Raw genomic sequence first — 15675 nt, 5'->3', positions numbered from 1 at the left:
AGAATGCTACGGGTTGCGCGCCAAGTGCTCAGGCTGCAGAACGCGCTTGGCGCTCAGATACGCTTTCTGCCAGTAAGCCTTGGACAGACTGTCGAGCTTGACCGTGCCACCAGTGGCTGGCGCATGAACGAAGCGGCCTTCACCGACGTAGATACCGGCATGGCTGACCTGGGAGCCGCCATTGGTGGCGAAGAAGATCAAGTCACCGGTTTGCAGGCCTTCCTTGCCAACGCTGGCTGCCTGCATGCTGATCATTTCGCGGGTGGTACGCGGCAGGGAAATGCCGGTGACATCACGGTAGACGTAACCGATCAGGCCGCTGCAATCGAAGCCCGAATCCGGCGTGTTGCCACCCCAACGATACGGCGTGCCCACCAGGCCAAGCGCGCGGAACAGCACGTCTTCTGCCTCGGGGGAAAAGGGTTGCGGGTTGCCGAAAACAATGGGGGCGCGAACCACCGGCGCGGGCGGCGGTGTGCGACTGGCGCAGGCGCTGAGCAGGGCTGCGAAGAGCATGATGGTGAGGCGGGCCGACATCGTCATAAGCAGAACATCCTGATCTGGCTGCGGCTTTTCCTGCCGCAAAGGCAGAAAAGAAAACCGCCTGCGCAGGACGCAGGCGGTTTGCCATCAATAATAGATCTGGATTCTAGCGGCTATACGCCAAACTTCAAGTAAGACTTTAAGTTCGCCTTACAAACTGTCCGCCTACTTCGTTGCGAAGAGGCTTTTGTCGCCACTGACGTGGCGACAGGCTGAAGATTTACTTGCGTGCCGTGACCACGGTCGGGGCCATTGCGAGTGCGCGCTTGGCTTCGATGAAGGTCTTGCTCCAGTAGCTATCGCCCAGGCTATCGACCCGGACACCACCGCTTTTGCGGCTGCTGGAGTGGATGAACTGGTTGTCGCCCAGGTAGATCCCGGCGTGACTGACACGACCGCGACGACCATTGGTGGCGAAGAACAGCAGGTCCCCCGGCTTCAGCGCGCTGCGAGCCACCAGCGGAGCGTCCACGTTGATCATTTCGCGAGTGGAGCGCGGCAGGTTCATGCCGGCTTCTTCACGAAACAGATAACCGATGAAACCGCTGCAATCGAAGCCAGCCTCGGAGGTGCCGCCGAAACGGTAACGGGTACCGATCAGGGACATGCCACGTTCGAGGATGCTGTCGGCCAGAACCGGAAGCTGGTATGACTTGCCGTCGGCGAAGTTTGCCAGCTCTTTATCGGTGGCCACGCCGTCCTGGTAAAGATCTTCCTGGAAAAGAACGGAAGTGGACTGCGCAGTAACTGAATTCTTGACCTGCTGTTGTTGCTCTTGCTGAGACACTGGAGAGTGGGCAGCGCAACCGAACAACAGGGTAACGAGTGCGAGAGGCACGAGGGGTGCGAAGCGCTTTAGCATGGGCACGACCGTGGCTGATAGTGGGTAAAGAAGCCGCGACTATGCCCGCTATCATCCTCATTTGCAAATTCAATCGAACTTTATGTGACTTCCCGGTTCCGGGTTTACATCTAAGCGCTTAAGCCCGTTCTAAACGCCTGCGCTGCCTGCAACCTGTAGGAAAGCGGATTTTCTGGCGCCTGAAATATGCCGAAAACCCCGCCAGGCTTGGGTTTGGCCAAGCTTTTTTTACCAGCCCAGCGTTTCTTTAAGGAAGGGAATCGTCAGCTTGCGCTGAGCTTGGAGGGAGGCCTGATCGAGTCGCTCGAGCAATTCGAAAAGCGCACTCATGCTGCGGGTACCGCGCGTCAAAATGAAATGCCCGACTTCATCGGTCAGGTGCAGGCCGCGACGGGAAGCACGCAACTGCAGCGCACGCAGTTTGTCTTCGTCGGAGAGTGGACGCATCTGGAAAATCAGTGCCAGGGTCAGGCGCGATTTCAGGTCAGCCAGTTTCACCGGCAGTTCGCGCGGCGAGGTCGATGCCGCAATCAGCAGACGCCGACCGCTGTCGCGCAGACGATTGAACAGATGGAACAGCGCCTCTTCCCAATCCGCCCGGCCGGCGACCGCCTGCAGATCATCAAGGCAGACCAGTTCATATTGTTCGAGGTTGTCGAGAATCGAGATGCCGCGATCCAGAAGCTCGGCCAGCGGCAGATACACCGCAGGCTCTCCCAGTTGTTCAAAGCGCAGGCAGGCCGCCTGCAACAAATGCGTACGCCCTACCCCGTCCTTGCCCCAGAGGTAAATCAGGCTTTCGGTCCAGCCGGCGTCGGCTTCGCATAGCCGCTCGACATAGCCGAGTGCAGCGGCATTGGCGCCTGGGTAGTAATTGATAAAGGTAGCGTCATCACGCAGACGCACACCTAGGGGCAGCTGAATCGGTTTCATGCTGACTGAACAGTTCCAAAGGAACCGTTAGTGGCCTCTGTGTAAAGTTTGCGAAGTTTATACCCGTGAGGCGGGTCGCACAATGCGACAGACCACAAGCAAAATCAAAGGTTTGCGTTAACGCCCTGGTTTCATGACAGTTTCTTTGGCGGCGCATGTGACAGCAGCGCGAGGGATACGGGCCTGCCTGGCATGACACCAGGCCGCCCGCCATGAGACTTCAACGACCTTTATAACTCCGGTTCGTCGACGCCACTGTAGATATCCGAATCCTTATACAAATCATGAACATGGCGCACCAACACCATGATCACCGCCGCCACCGGCAACGCCAGCAATATGCCGGTAAAGCCGAACAGTTCACCCCCCGCCAGAATGGCGAAGATCACCGCTACCGGGTGCAGGCCGATACGATCGCCCACCAGCAAAGGCGTCAACACCATGCCTTCCAGCGCCTGCCCAACCATGAATACCGCGACGATGCCGATCATGGGATACAGATCGCCACCGAACTGGAACAGGCCGGCAATCAACGCCGCGCCGATGCCGATGACAAAACCCATGTACGGCACAATGGCCGCCAGGCCTGCGATCAGACCGATCAACAACCCCAACTCCAGTCCCAACAGCATCAAGCCCGCCGCGTAGATCACGCCCAACGCCACCATCACCAGCAACTGCCCGCGCACGAATGCACCCAGCACTTCATGGCATTCACCTGCCAGGGTCACAACACGCTCTTCGCGATCACGGGGCAGCAGGCTGCGGATCTTGGCCATCATCAGGTCCCAGTCCCGCAGCAAATAGAAGACCACCACCGGAATCAGCACCAGATTCGCCAGCAAGCCAATCAATGCGAGGCCGGAGGCCGTTGCCTGACTCAGCACAACACCGACAATGTCAGTGGTTTGGCCCATGTGCTCACTGATCGCAGCCTTGAGCTTGTCGAACTTCCAGAAATTATCCGACAGTCCAAATTTCGATTGCGCCCACGGCAGTGCGGTGTGCTGCAACCAATCGAGCATCTGCGGCGTCAGTTCGTACAAGCGAAACAACTGCTTGGCGAGCATCGGCACCAACACCAACAGCAGTGTCGTGAAGATCAAGGTAAACAGCGCAAACACCGCCACCACGCCCCAGGTCCGTGACAGACCGGCCCTCTCCAGCCGATCCACCAGCGGATCGAACAGATAGGCCAGCAGCAACGCGACCAGAAAAGGCGTCAGGATCGGATGCAACAACCAGACAAACACGCAGAGCAGAACCACCCCACCCAACCAAAACCAACGCCGCGTATCGGCCATGTACCACTCCATCTGCATCTATATAAAGAAAGAAAACCTTACCAACGGAATCTCAACTGCGGCACCGGTGCCGGGGTTGGCGCAACCACAGGCGCCGAACCATCGGCCACCGGCTGAACAGGCGCTGCCGGAGCTGGCGCCTCACCGGCCGGAACCTCCTGCAACTTCGCCAGGGACAGCTGCGAGCGTAACTGCTCGGCACTGCCATTGACCCGATAGAGAATGCGATCGCCGTCGACCGTTTGCAGGCGCGCCCCAAAAGGCTCCAGCAAACGACCAAGGGCGGCGTAGCGTTCCAGGTTCATGCCCTGCACTTCCAGCAATTGTTCCCCCGAAGCCCCCGGCTTGACGACAAACCGCGGCGCCAGACGCTGGCTCACCGCCAGCATCACCGCATCGGCCACCGCGGCCTGGTCCGCCCCCTGTACGCTGCCCGCTTCCTTCTTGTCGCCCAGCCACAAATTCCACTTGGCCTGCCACTGGCCACCCTCTTCCCGGGCATGCACTGCGAGCAAGGCGTCCGCGTTGTAACGATCGGATGCACCACGTAGCGGCGCTGCATCCGCCCCTTCAAGATTCGGTGCCGTAGCGACCAGTTGCTCACTCAGGTCCGCTAGCGGCAGACGCAACGGCAGACCACGGTGTTGTGCCGCGCGACGCAACGGCGCGGCGCTGGCCTGGCCATCACCCACCAGGCTGGAACCCTCGGCGGAATCGTTCAACCACCAACTCAGGATCGAAGGTCGATTCGCCCCCCACAAAGACAACCCGGCGCGGCGCAAGGCCTGTTCGGTGCTGGCCGGGTCGAAATCGACCTTCAGTACTTCCGGCGGGCCGGCATCAAAACCGTATTGACTGATGATCTGCTGCGGGTCTTTACGCAGTGCCGCCAACCCCGGGCTTTGCGCAGCCTTCGGGTCGCCGGTCAGGCGCAGCACCAGCGTGTCCAGCGCGCGCTGGGTCGCCTGATCGCGCTCCTCGGCCGACTGACTGCTGACAGGCTCGCGCACTTGATACAAGCCTTTGACGGTTTCGGCATGGCTCGCCAAGCTGACCAGTGACAAACAGCCTGCAAATAAAAATCTGGAAAAAAAACGCATGGAAGATTCCTGACGACGAGAGCGGCTGGAACAGACCGCATGAAGATGATCGAGCAAGGCTGTGACCACGTCCCTGCGCAAAACATTCACCACGATCTGACTAAGTTTTCGCACTGTCATAACGATAGACGGTTAATCGCGATACCTTATACAGCCATCGAGGCTGCGACCAACATGGGCAATAACGGTTTTTTTCAGCCGATATGCCCCTGCCGTCGGCGTGAGGATGGCCGCTGCCCCTCAAGCCTGATAAAATCGCGCGCCTTCGCAGACCGGCAACAGCCGGGCACCCTGAAATTCGCGGACGGCACTCGCCTTCGTCTGTTTCGGCGGTCCCACTGGACTCGGTCGTTACCCCTGAATCCCCCCTAAAGGCCTGGATCATGAGCAAGCAACCCTCCCTGAGCTACAAGGACGCCGGTGTAGACATCGACGCCGGTGAAGCATTGGTCGAACGCATCAAGAGCGTCGCCAAGCGCACTGCGCGCCCGGAAGTCATGGGCGGCCTGGGCGGTTTCGGCGCCCTCTGCGAAATCCCGGCCGGCTACAAGCAGCCCGTACTGGTTTCCGGCACCGACGGCGTGGGCACCAAGCTGCGCCTGGCACTGAACCTGAACAAGCACGACAGCATCGGCATCGACCTGGTGGCCATGTGCGTGAATGACCTGGTGGTCTGCGGCGCCGAGCCGCTGTTCTTCCTCGACTACTACGCCACGGGCAAACTGAACGTCGAAACCGCGACCCAGGTCGTGACCGGTATCGGCGCTGGTTGTGAATTGTCCGGCTGCTCCCTGGTCGGCGGCGAAACCGCTGAAATGCCTGGCATGTACGAAGGCGAAGACTACGACCTGGCCGGCTTCTGCGTCGGCGTCGTGGAAAAATCCGAAATCATCGACGGTTCGAAAGTCGCTGCCGGCGATGCCCTGCTCGCCCTGCCGTCTTCCGGCCCGCACTCCAACGGCTACTCGCTGATCCGCAAGATCATCGAAGTGTCCGGTGCCGACATCGAAAACATCCAGCTCGACGGCAAACCGCTGACCGACCTGCTGATGGCCCCGACCCGCATCTACGTGAAGCCGTTGCTCAAGCTGATCAAGGACACCGGCGCCGTCAAAGCCATGGCCCACATCACCGGTGGCGGCCTGCTGGACAACATCCCGCGCGTTCTGCCAAAAGGCGCACAAGCCGTGGTTGACGTCGCGAGCTGGACCCGCCCTGCGGTATTCGACTGGCTGCAAGAGAAAGGCAACGTCGACGAAAACGAAATGCACCGCGTGCTGAACTGCGGCGTCGGCATGGTTATCTGCGTCGCTCAAGAGCACGTCGAGACTGCGCTGAACGTCCTGCGTGAAGCCGGCGAGCAACCTTGGGTCATCGGTCAGATCGCCACCGCTGCCGAAGGCGCAGCCCAGGTTGAACTGAAGAACCTCAAGGCTCATTGATGTCCCAGACCTGTGATGTGGTGGTGCTGTTGTCCGGCACCGGCAGTAACTTGCAGGCCTTGATCGACAGCACGCGGACCGGCAACAGCCCGGTCCGCATCGCTGCGGTGATTTCCAACCGCGCCGACGCTTACGGCCTGCAACGCGCCAGGGACGCGGGTATTGACACCCGCTCCCTGGATCACAAGGCTTTCGAAGGCCGCGAAGCCTTCGATGCCGCGCTGATCGAACTGATCGACGCTTTCAACCCCAAACTCGTTGTACTGGCCGGTTTCATGCGCATTCTCAGCGCCGACTTCGTGCGCCATTACGCGGGTCGTCTGCTGAACATTCATCCCTCGCTGCTGCCCAAATACAAAGGGTTACACACTCATCAGCGCGCGCTGGAAGCCGGCGACACGGAACACGGCTGCTCCGTGCACTTCGTCACCGAGGAACTCGATGGCGGACCACTGGTCGTACAGGCAGTAATACCGGTAGAGTTGCACGATTCGCCGCAGAGTCTGGCGCAGCGGGTCCACGTTCAGGAACACCTGATCTACCCGATGGCCGTACGCTGGTTTGCCGAGGGTCGTTTATCGCTCGGCGAGCAAGGTGCGTTACTGGATGGAAAGTTACTCGCGGCCAGCGGCCACTTGATTCGAAACTAGGAGATTTTATGCGTCGCGCCCTGCTCTTCGCTTGCGCTCTGCTCGCACTGCCTTTTGCGCAGGCAGCAGAACTTCAACCGTTCTCCGCCAGCTACACCGCCGACTGGAAACAGCTGCCCATGAGCGGCACGGCCGAACGCAGCCTGACCAAGGAAGCCAACGGTGTCTGGAAGCTCAGCTTCAAGGCTTCGATGATGATCGCCAGCCTGACCGAAGAAAGCACCCTGACTGTGGACAAGGACACCCTGCTGCCACAGTCCTACCACTTCGAACGCGGTGGCCTGGGTAAAGCCAAGAAAGCCGACCTGGACTTCGACTGGACCAACAAAATGGTCACCGGCACCGATCGCGGTGACGCGGTCAAGATCCCGCTCAATCGCGGCATGGTCGACAAATCCACGTATCAGCTGGCCCTGCAGCACGACGTAGCCGCCGGCAAGAAAAGCATGAGCTATCAGGTTGTCGATGATGGCGAAGTCGATACCTATGACTTCCGTGTGCTGGGTTCGGAAAAAGTCGACACCAAAGCCGGCCAGATCGACGCGATCAAGGTCGAGCGCGTGCGCGACCCGACACAAAGCAAGCGCATCACCGTCCTGTGGTTCGCCAAGGATTGGGATTACTTGCTGGTCCGCCTGCAACAGGTCGAAACCGACGGCAAGGAGTACAACATCATGCTCCTCGACGGTAAGGTCAACGGCAAGACCGTCAAAGGCAGCTGATCAGGTTCGACACAAGAATCCGGAATCCGACAAGGATTCCGGATTTTTTTATGCCTGCTGAAAGCTAAATTCGCGCCAGCGCCTGGGCCAGATCACCGCGCAGGTCTTCGATATCCTCGACACCCACGGACAAACGCACCAGCGCATCGCCAATGCCGAGTTGCGCGCGCGTGTCTGCCGGGATGGTGGCGTGGGTCATGATCGCTGGGTGCTCAATCAGGCTTTCCACCCCACCCAGGCTCTCGGCCAGGGCGAAAATCTGCACACTTTCAAGGAAGCGTCTGGCACCGGCCAGGTCGCTGTTCAGATCGAGGGATATCATCCCGCCGAATCCACGCATTTGCTGCCGGGCCAGTTCATGCTGCGGGTGCGACGGCAGGCCCGGATAGTAGACGCGCGCCACCTGCGGCTGACGCTCCAGCCATTGCGCCAGCTCCAGCGCGTTGCTGCAATGGCGCTCCATGCGCAACGCCAGGGTCTTCACCCCACGCAGGGTGAGGAACGCGTCAAACGGCCCGGCGATAGCGCCCACCGCGTTCTGCAAGAAGCCCAGGCGCTCGGCCAGTTCAGCGTTCTGCCCGACCACCGCGATACCGCCGATCACGTCTGAGTGGCCGTTCAGGTACTTGGTCGTCGAGTGCACCACGATATCGAAACCCAGCTCCAGCGGACGCTGTATCCACGGGCTGGCAAAGGTGTTGTCGGCCACGCAGAGGATGCCGCGCTCGCGGCAGATACGCGCAATGGCGGCGAGATCAGAGAGGCGCAGCAAAGGATTGCTCGGCGTCTCGACACAGACCATCCGCGTGTCGTCTTGCAACGCCGCTTCGAAGGCCGACAGGTCGGTCAGGTCGACGTAGCTGAACTGATGCCCGGCGCTGCGCTGACGCACCTTGTCGAACAGTCGGAATGTTCCGCCGTACAGGTCGTTGCCGGAGACGATGTGCGCGTTGGCGTCGAGCAGCTCCAGTACGGTGGAAATCGCCGCCAGTCCGGAGGCGAAGGCGAACGCCCGGGTCCCGCCCTCGAGGTCTGCCACGCAACGTTCCAGCGCGAAACGCGTCGGGTTATGAGAGCGCCCATAGTCGAGGCCCTTGTGTACGCCGGGGCTCTGCTGCAAGTACGTGGAGTTGGCATAAATCGGCGGCATCAGCGCCCCGGTGGAAGGATCCGGCGTCTGTCCGGCATGGATCACACGGGTGCCGAAGGCACGTGGCGCGCCGGATTCATCGTGCTGACTCATGAAAGGGATCTCCGTAAGTGATTGAGCATGTCGACTCGTGTAATCAAGCCGTGGAAGCCCGAGGCATCAGCGATGATCGCCACCAGCCCGCGATCGAGCTCCGCCTGCAGTTCGGCCAGACTGGCGTCCGCCGGCAGGGTTTGCAACTTGTCGGTCATCGCGCTGGCCACGGGCATGCGCAAGTGCGAAGCGTCTTGGTGCACACCCAGCAGAATGTCGGACTCGTCTATCACACCGATCAGCCGCTTACCGTCCGCCAGCACCGGCAGTTGTGAGACATCCGCCAGGCGCATGCGCTGGAAGGCCGTGAGCAGTGTGTCGTCGGGGCCGACGCTGATCACGCGGCCATCCTCGAAGCGCCGCGCGATCAGGTCGCGCAGATCGCCGTAGCGCTTGTATTGCAGCAGGCCCTGATCGTTCATCCACTGGTCGTTGTAGACCTTTGACAGGTAGCGGGTGCCGGTGTCGCAGACGAAGCTGACCACGCGCTTCGGCTCGGTTTGCTCACGGCAGTAACGCAGGGCCGCCGCCAACAATGTACCGGTCGAGGAGCCGCCGAGAATGCCTTCGGCGCGCAGCAACTGGCGGGCATGATCGAAGCTCTCCTCGTCGCTGATCGAATAGGCATGGCGCACGCTTGAGAGGTCTGCAATCGACGGAATGAAATCCTCACCGATGCCCTCCACCGCCCAGGACCCGGCCTTGCCGAGAATGCCACTGCGACTGTACTCGGCCATCACCGAGCCGACCGGGTCGGCCAGCACCATTTCCAGGTTAGGCTGCACGCGCTGGAAGAAGCGCGTCAGCCCGGTCAGCGTGCCGGCCGAACCGACACCGACGACGATGGCGTCCAGATCATGCTGGGTCTGCGCCCAGATTTCCGGCGCGGTGCTGCACTCGTGGGCCAGCGGGTTGGCCGGGTTGTTGAATTGATCGGCGAAGAACGCGTCGGGAATTTCCTGCGCCAGCCGCGCCGCCACGTCCTGATAGTAATCGGGATGGCCCTTGCCGACGTCGGAACGGGTGATGTGCACCTCGGCGCCCATGGCCTTGAGGTGTAAGACCTTCTCGGTGGACATCTTGTCCGGCACCACCAGCACCACTCGATAGCCTTTGGCACGACCGACCAGGGCCAGTCCGAGGCCGGTGTTGCCGGCGGTGGCCTCAACGATGGTGCCGCCGGGTTGCAGACGGCCATCGCGTTCGGCGGCGTCGATCATCGCCAGGCCGATGCGATCCTTGATCGAACCGCCGGGGTTCTGCGATTCGAGTTTGAGAAACAGTGTGCACGGGCCGGTGTCGAAGCGGCTGACGCGCACCAGCGGCGTATTGCCGATCAGTTCAAGCACGGCAGGGCGGGAGTCGTTTGGCATGTCGTAACCTCGCTGCGAGAATCCGCACTGGATGGACAGCGACTGCGGCGGGTCATCGCACGCGAGTCGCCAATAATGCCTCGCTTGGAACATAGGCACGGATTGCGTCATCCGCAACCGCCCGCAGCCAATCGGTCACCTGGCCGCCTTAACGGTTACGCGGCAGAATCGACAGGAAATTGTCCCGTGCGACTTTCCTCGCAACCTCTTCAGGCAAGGCGTCGAGAAACGGATCGAAGCTGCGCATTTCCTTACCGAGCTTGTTGAAACGTCCCACCACATCAGAGCCGAGCATGAAGCGATCCGGGAAGCGCTCCACCAGTTTCAGCCAGGCTTGCGAGGGTTTGCCCTGCTCATCCAGCAAATAAGGCGTCAGCATGCTCCAGGACAGGTCGATGTACAGATTGGGGTAAGCCTCGAGCATTCGTGTCAGGGTCGGCAACAGAAAATCCAGCTGGGTCTGATGCCGATGGACTTCAGCGCTGGTCCCCGCGTGGGCCCAAATGAATCGCGTGTGCGGGTGATTGCGCAGCGGCTCCTCGACTTCCGACAGGTACAGCGGATTTTTCTCACGCTTGGAGGTGATGTTGGAGTGCAGCATCACCGGCAAGTCGTTCTCGGCCGCGAGGTGATAGATCCGCGTCATCGCTTCGTTGTTGGCCCGTGGCGTGTCCCCGGAAGTCAGCGCGGTCAGGTCATCGTGCCGGGTGAACACTTCGCCAATCCCCTGCCACAACCCCGGATTAAGGTCGAGCATGCGCTGGATGTGCGCCGCGGAGTTTTTGTCGTTGGGGTTGAAGCCCGACAGGAACGGGTGAAAACGCTGGCGCTGCTCGGGCGTTAATTTGTTCACCGCCGCCGCAACGATCACATCAGTGGCGCTGTACCAATAGGCATCGGCGTCATCACCGGCGTAATAGCGTGGGCGCTTCGGTTCGTCTTCGTGCCATTTCTTCGCCACCGGGATGCCGGAAATCATCACGTGCTCAATGGCATTGTCGTCCATGGCCTTGAGCAATGTCGGCATGCCGGCCGTTTCCTGGAAAAAGTCCACGTAATGCAGGTGCGCGTCGCTGTAGGCGTATTCGCGTGCATTGGCGTAAGCACTGGACAGCGCCAGCAAACAGAAAAGGCTCAAACGGAACAAGGGCACGGGCAATCTCCGGGGGCAGGAAACACGTAGACCTCCGCGCACTCGAAGCGGTTCATCCTGTAATAAAGTGGAACGCGCACCAGTAGGAATGCTCTATACCTTCAAGGTCTTTTTTGATCGAATGACTTTTTAGCCTGGGAGGCTTCTCATGACCGTTACCGTCAATACCGTTTCCGCCGAAGGTTTTCGCCACAGCGTCCAGATCGATGACCACGAACTCTTTGCCGATGTGCCGACCACATCCGGCGGCGAAGGCACGGCCCCTGAGCCACACGATTACTTCGACGCTGCCCTGGGCGCCTGCAAGGCCCTGACGCTGAAGATGTACGCGAAGAAGAAAGACATTCCGCTGACTGGCGTCACGGTCGAAGTCAAACGTGACAACAGCGAAGAGCAGAAAGGCAAATACGCCCTGCACGTCAAGCTGACCCTCAAGGGTGTGCTCACCGACGCACAGCGCGACGAGCTGCACCGCGTGGCCGACCGCTGCCCGGTGCACAAGCTGATGACCAGCTCTGAAGTCAGCATCGAAACCCACCTGTCCGAAGGTGCCTTCAGCCAATAGCGGCAAGGGCTGCGCAAGCGGGTTATGCTCCACGCGTCACCCGCTCAGCCTGGAATGCACCATGAACACTCCGCTCGTGATCCGCCCTCGCGCCGAAGATGTCGAAGGCCAGCCCATTCTCCGCCCATTGCCGTCGGCCAAATGCCGCAGCGTCGGGCCTTTCGTGTTTTTCGACCACATGCTCGAAACCCGTTATCCGGCGGGTAAAGGCATGAACATCCGTCAGCATCCGCACATTGGTCTGTCCACGCTCACCTACTTGTTCGAAGGCAAAATCCAGCACAAGGACAGCCTTGGCTCTGATCAGGTGGTAGAAGCCGGTGATGTCAGCTGGATGACGGCGGGCAGTGCGATTGCTCACGTTGAACGTACCCCTGAAGCCTTGAAAGAAAGCGGCTTCACGATGCACGGCTTGCAGATCTGGCTGGCATCGCCCAAGGAGCATGAACAGGGCCCAGGCCACTACAGCCATCACCCGGCGGCGACGTTGCCGGTCAGCGATAACCTTGGTGTGAAGATCCGGATGATTGCCGGGTCAGGCTTTTGCCTGGAATCGCCGGTACCGGTGCTTTCTCCTACGTTGTATGCGGAGCTGAACCTGCAAACCGCGACCACCTTGCTGATTCCGGCCGAGCATGAAGAACGGGCGCTGTATGTGCTCAGTGGCGAAGCGCAGCTGGATGGCGAACTGCTGGAACCGCATGCGCTGGTGGTGTTACCTGCTGGGGAGGAAATGACACTTTTCGCCGAGAGCGACTGTCATGCGGTACTGTTTGGCGGGGCGCCGCTGGACGGGCCGCGGCGGATCAACTGGAATTTTGTGGCGAGCGATCCGGCGGCGATCGATGAAGCGCGGCGGCGCTGGGCGGCTGGGGATTGGCCGACGGTGCCCGGGGAAAGCGAGCGGATTGAACTGCCTTAAGATCTTCTGCGTCAGTCATTGCGCCATCGCGGGCAAGCCCGCTCCCACAGTTTGCCGAGTCGTATTCAAAAGTTGCATACGACACAATTCCCTGTGGGAGCGGGCTTGCCCGCGATGAGGTCGGCACTGACACCGAGAGTCTCAGGGCGGAATCAGCTATCAGTCTTTAAAAACTTCATCCAGCAAATTGTGCATCGAGGTAAACGCCCTAGCCGCCGTCTTCGCGTCATACATCATCTTGCCCGGCACGTCCGCATGCGGATCCGTAAACGAATGCACCGCACCGCCGTAGCTCAGCAGTTGCCAATCCACGCCCGCTGCGTTCATTTCCTGTTCAAACACCGGCAATTGCTCTTTCGGCACCAACGGATCGGACGCGCCGTGCAACACCAGCACCGAGCCCTTGATGTTTTTCGCATCGTTGACGTTCGGCGTATCCAGCGTGCCATGGAACGACACCGCCGCTTTGACCGGCGCGCCCGTGCGGGCCAGTTCCAGTGCGCAGCAACCGCCAAAACAGAAACCGAAAGTCGCCAGCTTCGAGGTATCGACCGCCGCCTCGCCCTGCCCTTGCAACTGTTCGAACGCCGCCTGCATGCGCGTGCGCAGCAACCCGCGGTCGTTCTTCAGCGGCATCATCGCTGCGCCCGCCTCGTCGGCGTTCTGCGGGCGTACCGACTGACCGTACAGGTCCGCGATCAGCACCACATAACCCTTCGCTGCCACCGACCTGGCAATCTCCTCGGCACCGGCACTGACGCCCATCCAGTTTGGCGCCATCAACAGACCGGGTCGTGGGCCTTTGTGGCCGGCATCGAACGCCAGGCGGCTTTCATACGCCTGGCCATCAATCTGATAAGCGACGGAACGAACAGTGATTTGGCTCATGACTAACTCCCAGCAAAAGACACCAGAATGAAAAAACCCGCCGAAGCGGGTTTTTGTACAACTCAGTTAAACCGACAGTTCAACCAGCAGCTTGTTGAGGCGGCGCACATACGCGGCCGGGTCTTTCAAGCTGTCGCCGGCCGCCAGGGCCGCCTGATCGAAGAGAATGTGCGACAGGTCGCCGAAGCGCTCGTCGCTCTGCTCGTTGTCGAGCTTCTCGATCAGCGGGTGAGCCGGGTTGAATTCGAAGATCGGCTTCGAATCCGGCACCTTCTGACCGCTGGCTTCGAGGATCTGACGCATCTGCATGCCCAGGTCCTGCTCGCCGATGGCCAGAATCGCCGGGGAGTCGGTCAGGCGGTGGGAAACACGCACTTCGGCAACGGAGTCGCCCAGCGCGGTTTTCAGACGCTCAACCAGGCCCTCTTTGGACTTGGCGACTTCTTCCGCGGCTTTCTTGTCCTCTTCCGAGTCCAGGTTGCCCAGGTCCAGGTCACCGCGGGCCACGTCGACAAAGCTCTTGCCGTCGAAGTCGCTGAGGTAGCTCATCAGCCACTCGTCGATGCGGTCGGTCAGCAGCAGCACTTCGATGCCTTTCTTGCGGAAGACTTCCAGGTGCGGGCTGTTTTTGACTTGCGCGTAGGTTTCGCCGGTCAGGTAGTAAATCTTGTCCTGACCTTCCTTGGCGCGAGCCAGGTAATCCGCCAGACCCACAACCTGCTCACCTTCTTCGCCCTGAGTGGAGGCGAAACGCAACAGGCCAGCGATTTTCTCTTTGTTGGCGAAGTCTTCTGCCGGGCCTTCTTTCATGACCTGACCGAAGTTCTTCCAGAAGCCTTTGTATTGCTCAGGCTCGTTCTTCGCCAGTTTTTCCAGCATGTCCAGAACACGCTTGGTCAGCGCCGACTTCATGGAGTCGATGATCGGGTCTTTCTGCAGAATTTCCCGCGACACGTTCAGCGACAGGTCGTTGGAATCGACCACGCCCTTGATGAAGCGCAGGTACAGCGGCAGGAACGACTCGGCCTGGTCCATGACGAATACGCGCTGCACATACAGCTTCAGGCCTTTCGGCGCTTCACGCTGGTACAGATCGAACGGAGCACGGGTCGGCACGTACAGCAGCGAGCTGTATTCCAGCTTGCCTTCGACCTTGTTGTGGCTCCAGCTCAGCGGATTCTCGAAATCGTGAGCGATGTGCTTGTAGAACTCCTGGTATTCCTCGTCCTTGATCTCGGTGCGAGGACGGGTCCACAGGGCGCTGGCGCGGTTGACGGTTTCCCATTCAACGGCCGGCTTCTCTTCGCCTTCGACAGCTGCCACTTCTTTCGGCAACTCGATCGGCAAAGCGATGTGGTCGGAGTACTTCTTGATGATGTTGCGCAAGCGCCAGCCATCGGCGAATTCGTCTTCACCGGACTTCAGGTGCAGAACGATACGGGTACCGCGCTCGGCTTTCTCGACGGTGGCCACTTCAAAGTCGCCTTCACCCTTGGACGACCAGTGCACGCCTTCGCTGGCGGCAACACCGGCACGGCGGCTGAACACGTCGACTTTGTCGGCAACGATGAAGGCCGAGTAGAAACCAACACCAAACTGACCGATCAGGTGCGAGTCTTTCTTCTGATCGCCAGACAGGTGTTTCATGAAGTCGGCAGTGCCGGATTTGGCGATCGTGCCCAAGTGGGTGATCGCGTCTTCACGGCTCATGCCGATGCCGTTGTCTTCGAGGGTGACGGTTTTCGCGTCCTTGTCGAAGCTCACACGGATTTTCAGTTCGGCGCCACCTTCCAGCAGTTCAGGCTTGGACAGGGCTTCGAAACGTAATTTGTCGACAGCGTCAGAGGCGTTCGAGATCAATTCGCGAAGGAAAATTTCCTTGTTGGAATACAGCGAATGGATCATGAGGTGCAGCAATTGCTTCACCTCGGTCTGGAAGCCCAGGGTTTCCTTTTGAGTTTCCACACTCATGGTC

Annotated in this window: 15 protein-coding genes; 5 read left to right on the top strand and 10 right to left on the bottom strand. The window is 60.1% G+C overall.

Going from position 1 to position 15675, the window contains the following annotated elements; all coding sequences use genetic code 11:
* Positions 1–6: 6 nt before the first annotated feature.
* From ACA053_RS08320 to ACA053_RS08300, 5 genes are all read right to left on the bottom strand, one after another.
* Positions 7–543, bottom strand: coding sequence for a C40 family peptidase (locus ACA053_RS08320; protein ID WP_109628654.1), 537 nt, complete (start codon positions 541–543; stop codon positions 7–9).
* 220 nt (positions 544–763) lie between these two features.
* Positions 764–1405 (bottom strand): C40 family peptidase, encoded by a 642-nt coding sequence (locus tag ACA053_RS08315; protein ID WP_497394964.1) that lies wholly within the window; start codon positions 1403–1405, stop codon positions 764–766.
* A 228-nt stretch (positions 1406–1633) separates the two neighbouring features.
* Positions 1634–2338, bottom strand: coding sequence for a DnaA regulatory inactivator Hda (gene hda / locus ACA053_RS08310; RefSeq protein ID WP_010456804.1), 705 nt, complete (start codon positions 2336–2338; stop codon positions 1634–1636).
* A gap of 230 nt (positions 2339–2568) precedes the next feature.
* On the bottom strand, positions 2569–3642 hold the full coding sequence (locus ACA053_RS08305) for an AI-2E family transporter (protein ID WP_497394962.1): 1074 nt from the start codon (positions 3640–3642) through the stop codon (positions 2569–2571).
* A 38-nt stretch (positions 3643–3680) separates the two neighbouring features.
* A complete protein-coding gene (locus tag ACA053_RS08300; RefSeq protein ID WP_497394960.1) occupies positions 3681–4742 on the bottom strand; it encodes a DUF2066 domain-containing protein in 1062 nt (353 codons plus the stop codon).
* Between the two features lie 383 nt (positions 4743–5125).
* Between ACA053_RS08300 and purM the strand changes: the two genes are divergently transcribed.
* Genes purM through ACA053_RS08285 form a run of 3 tightly spaced genes read left to right on the top strand, consistent with a single transcriptional unit; the run spans position 5126 to position 7556 of the window.
* Complete coding sequence (purM, locus tag ACA053_RS08295; RefSeq protein ID WP_010456810.1) at positions 5126–6184, top strand: phosphoribosylformylglycinamidine cyclo-ligase; 1059 nt, start codon at positions 5126–5128, stop codon at positions 6182–6184.
* Entirely contained in the window at positions 6184–6834 is a 651-nt protein-coding gene (gene purN, locus ACA053_RS08290) for a phosphoribosylglycinamide formyltransferase (protein WP_497394958.1), read from the top strand. The genes purM and purN overlap by 1 nt, the downstream gene beginning before the upstream one ends.
* 8 nt (positions 6835–6842) lie before the next feature.
* Complete coding sequence (locus ACA053_RS08285; RefSeq protein ID WP_109628648.1) at positions 6843–7556, top strand: DUF3108 domain-containing protein; 714 nt, start codon at positions 6843–6845, stop codon at positions 7554–7556.
* A 64-nt stretch (positions 7557–7620) separates the two neighbouring features.
* Here the strand turns inward: ACA053_RS08285 and ACA053_RS08280 are convergent, their stop codons facing one another.
* The 3 genes from ACA053_RS08280 to ACA053_RS08270 all read right to left on the bottom strand — a co-directional run bounded on the left by ACA053_RS08280 (position 7621) and on the right by ACA053_RS08270 (position 11325).
* Positions 7621–8799 carry a trans-sulfuration enzyme family protein gene (locus ACA053_RS08280; protein ID WP_497394956.1) on the bottom strand — a complete coding sequence of 393 codons (1179 nt, stop codon included), beginning with the start codon at positions 8797–8799 and terminating at the stop codon, positions 7621–7623.
* The gene (locus ACA053_RS08275) at positions 8796–10172 is read right to left on the bottom strand and encodes a pyridoxal-phosphate dependent enzyme (RefSeq protein ID WP_109628646.1); all 1377 of its coding nucleotides are present in this window, start codon (positions 10170–10172) and stop codon (positions 8796–8798) included. The genes ACA053_RS08280 and ACA053_RS08275 overlap by 4 nt, the downstream gene beginning before the upstream one ends.
* Positions 10173–10320: 148 nt before the next feature.
* Positions 10321–11325, bottom strand: coding sequence for an amidohydrolase family protein (locus ACA053_RS08270; protein ID WP_497394954.1), 1005 nt, complete (start codon positions 11323–11325; stop codon positions 10321–10323).
* A gap of 148 nt (positions 11326–11473) precedes the next feature.
* Between ACA053_RS08270 and ACA053_RS08265 the strand changes: the two genes are divergently transcribed.
* Together ACA053_RS08265 and ACA053_RS08260 are read left to right on the top strand one after the other, a co-directional pair.
* Positions 11474–11890 (top strand): OsmC family protein, encoded by a 417-nt coding sequence (locus tag ACA053_RS08265; RefSeq protein WP_109628644.1) that lies wholly within the window; start codon positions 11474–11476, stop codon positions 11888–11890.
* A gap of 61 nt (positions 11891–11951) precedes the next feature.
* On the top strand, positions 11952–12812 hold the full coding sequence (locus tag ACA053_RS08260) for a pirin family protein (protein WP_497394952.1): 861 nt from the start codon (positions 11952–11954) through the stop codon (positions 12810–12812).
* 159 nt (positions 12813–12971) lie between these two features.
* Here the strand turns inward: ACA053_RS08260 and ACA053_RS08255 are convergent, their stop codons facing one another.
* Positions 12972–13700 (bottom strand): dienelactone hydrolase family protein, encoded by a 729-nt coding sequence (locus ACA053_RS08255; RefSeq protein WP_497394950.1) that lies wholly within the window; start codon positions 13698–13700, stop codon positions 12972–12974.
* 66 nt (positions 13701–13766) lie between these two features.
* Positions 13767–15671, bottom strand: coding sequence for a molecular chaperone HtpG (gene htpG / locus ACA053_RS08250; RefSeq protein ID WP_109635985.1), 1905 nt, complete (start codon positions 15669–15671; stop codon positions 13767–13769).
* Between the last annotated feature and the right edge of the window lie 4 nt (positions 15672–15675).

The sequence above is a fragment of the Pseudomonas sp. LBUM1672 genome (assembly GCF_059695655.1).
Note: the sequence above shows the minus strand (reverse complement) of the source record. Positions and strands in the feature narration are given on the sequence as shown.

Bases quoted from the DNA above. Each gene is read 5' to 3' on its own strand.
- ACA053_RS08320 (WP_109628654.1), bottom strand. From the start codon at position 543: ATGACGATGTCGGCCCGCCTCACCATCATGCTCTTCGCAGCCCTGCTC.
- ACA053_RS08315 (WP_497394964.1), bottom strand. From the start codon at position 1,405: ATGCTAAAGCGCTTCGCACCCCTCGTGCCTCTCGCACTCGTTACCCTG.
- hda (WP_010456804.1), bottom strand. From the start codon at position 2,338: ATGAAACCGATTCAGCTGCCCCTAGGTGTGCGTCTGCGTGATGACGCT.
- ACA053_RS08305 (WP_497394962.1), bottom strand. From the start codon at position 3,642: ATGGCCGATACGCGGCGTTGGTTTTGGTTGGGTGGGGTGGTTCTGCTC.
- ACA053_RS08300 (WP_497394960.1), bottom strand. From the start codon at position 4,742: ATGCGTTTTTTTTCCAGATTTTTATTTGCAGGCTGTTTGTCACTGGTC.
- purM (WP_010456810.1), top strand. From the start codon at position 5,126: ATGAGCAAGCAACCCTCCCTGAGCTACAAGGACGCCGGTGTAGACATC.
- purN (WP_497394958.1), top strand. From the start codon at position 6,184: ATGTCCCAGACCTGTGATGTGGTGGTGCTGTTGTCCGGCACCGGCAGT.
- ACA053_RS08285 (WP_109628648.1), top strand. From the start codon at position 6,843: ATGCGTCGCGCCCTGCTCTTCGCTTGCGCTCTGCTCGCACTGCCTTTT.
- ACA053_RS08280 (WP_497394956.1), bottom strand. From the start codon at position 8,799: ATGAGTCAGCACGATGAATCCGGCGCGCCACGTGCCTTCGGCACCCGT.
- ACA053_RS08275 (WP_109628646.1), bottom strand. From the start codon at position 10,172: ATGCCAAACGACTCCCGCCCTGCCGTGCTTGAACTGATCGGCAATACG.
- ACA053_RS08265 (WP_109628644.1), top strand. From the start codon at position 11,474: ATGACCGTTACCGTCAATACCGTTTCCGCCGAAGGTTTTCGCCACAGC.
- ACA053_RS08260 (WP_497394952.1), top strand. From the start codon at position 11,952: ATGAACACTCCGCTCGTGATCCGCCCTCGCGCCGAAGATGTCGAAGGC.
- ACA053_RS08255 (WP_497394950.1), bottom strand. From the start codon at position 13,700: ATGAGCCAAATCACTGTTCGTTCCGTCGCTTATCAGATTGATGGCCAG.
- htpG (WP_109635985.1), bottom strand. From the start codon at position 15,671: ATGAGTGTGGAAACTCAAAAGGAAACCCTGGGCTTCCAGACCGAGGTG.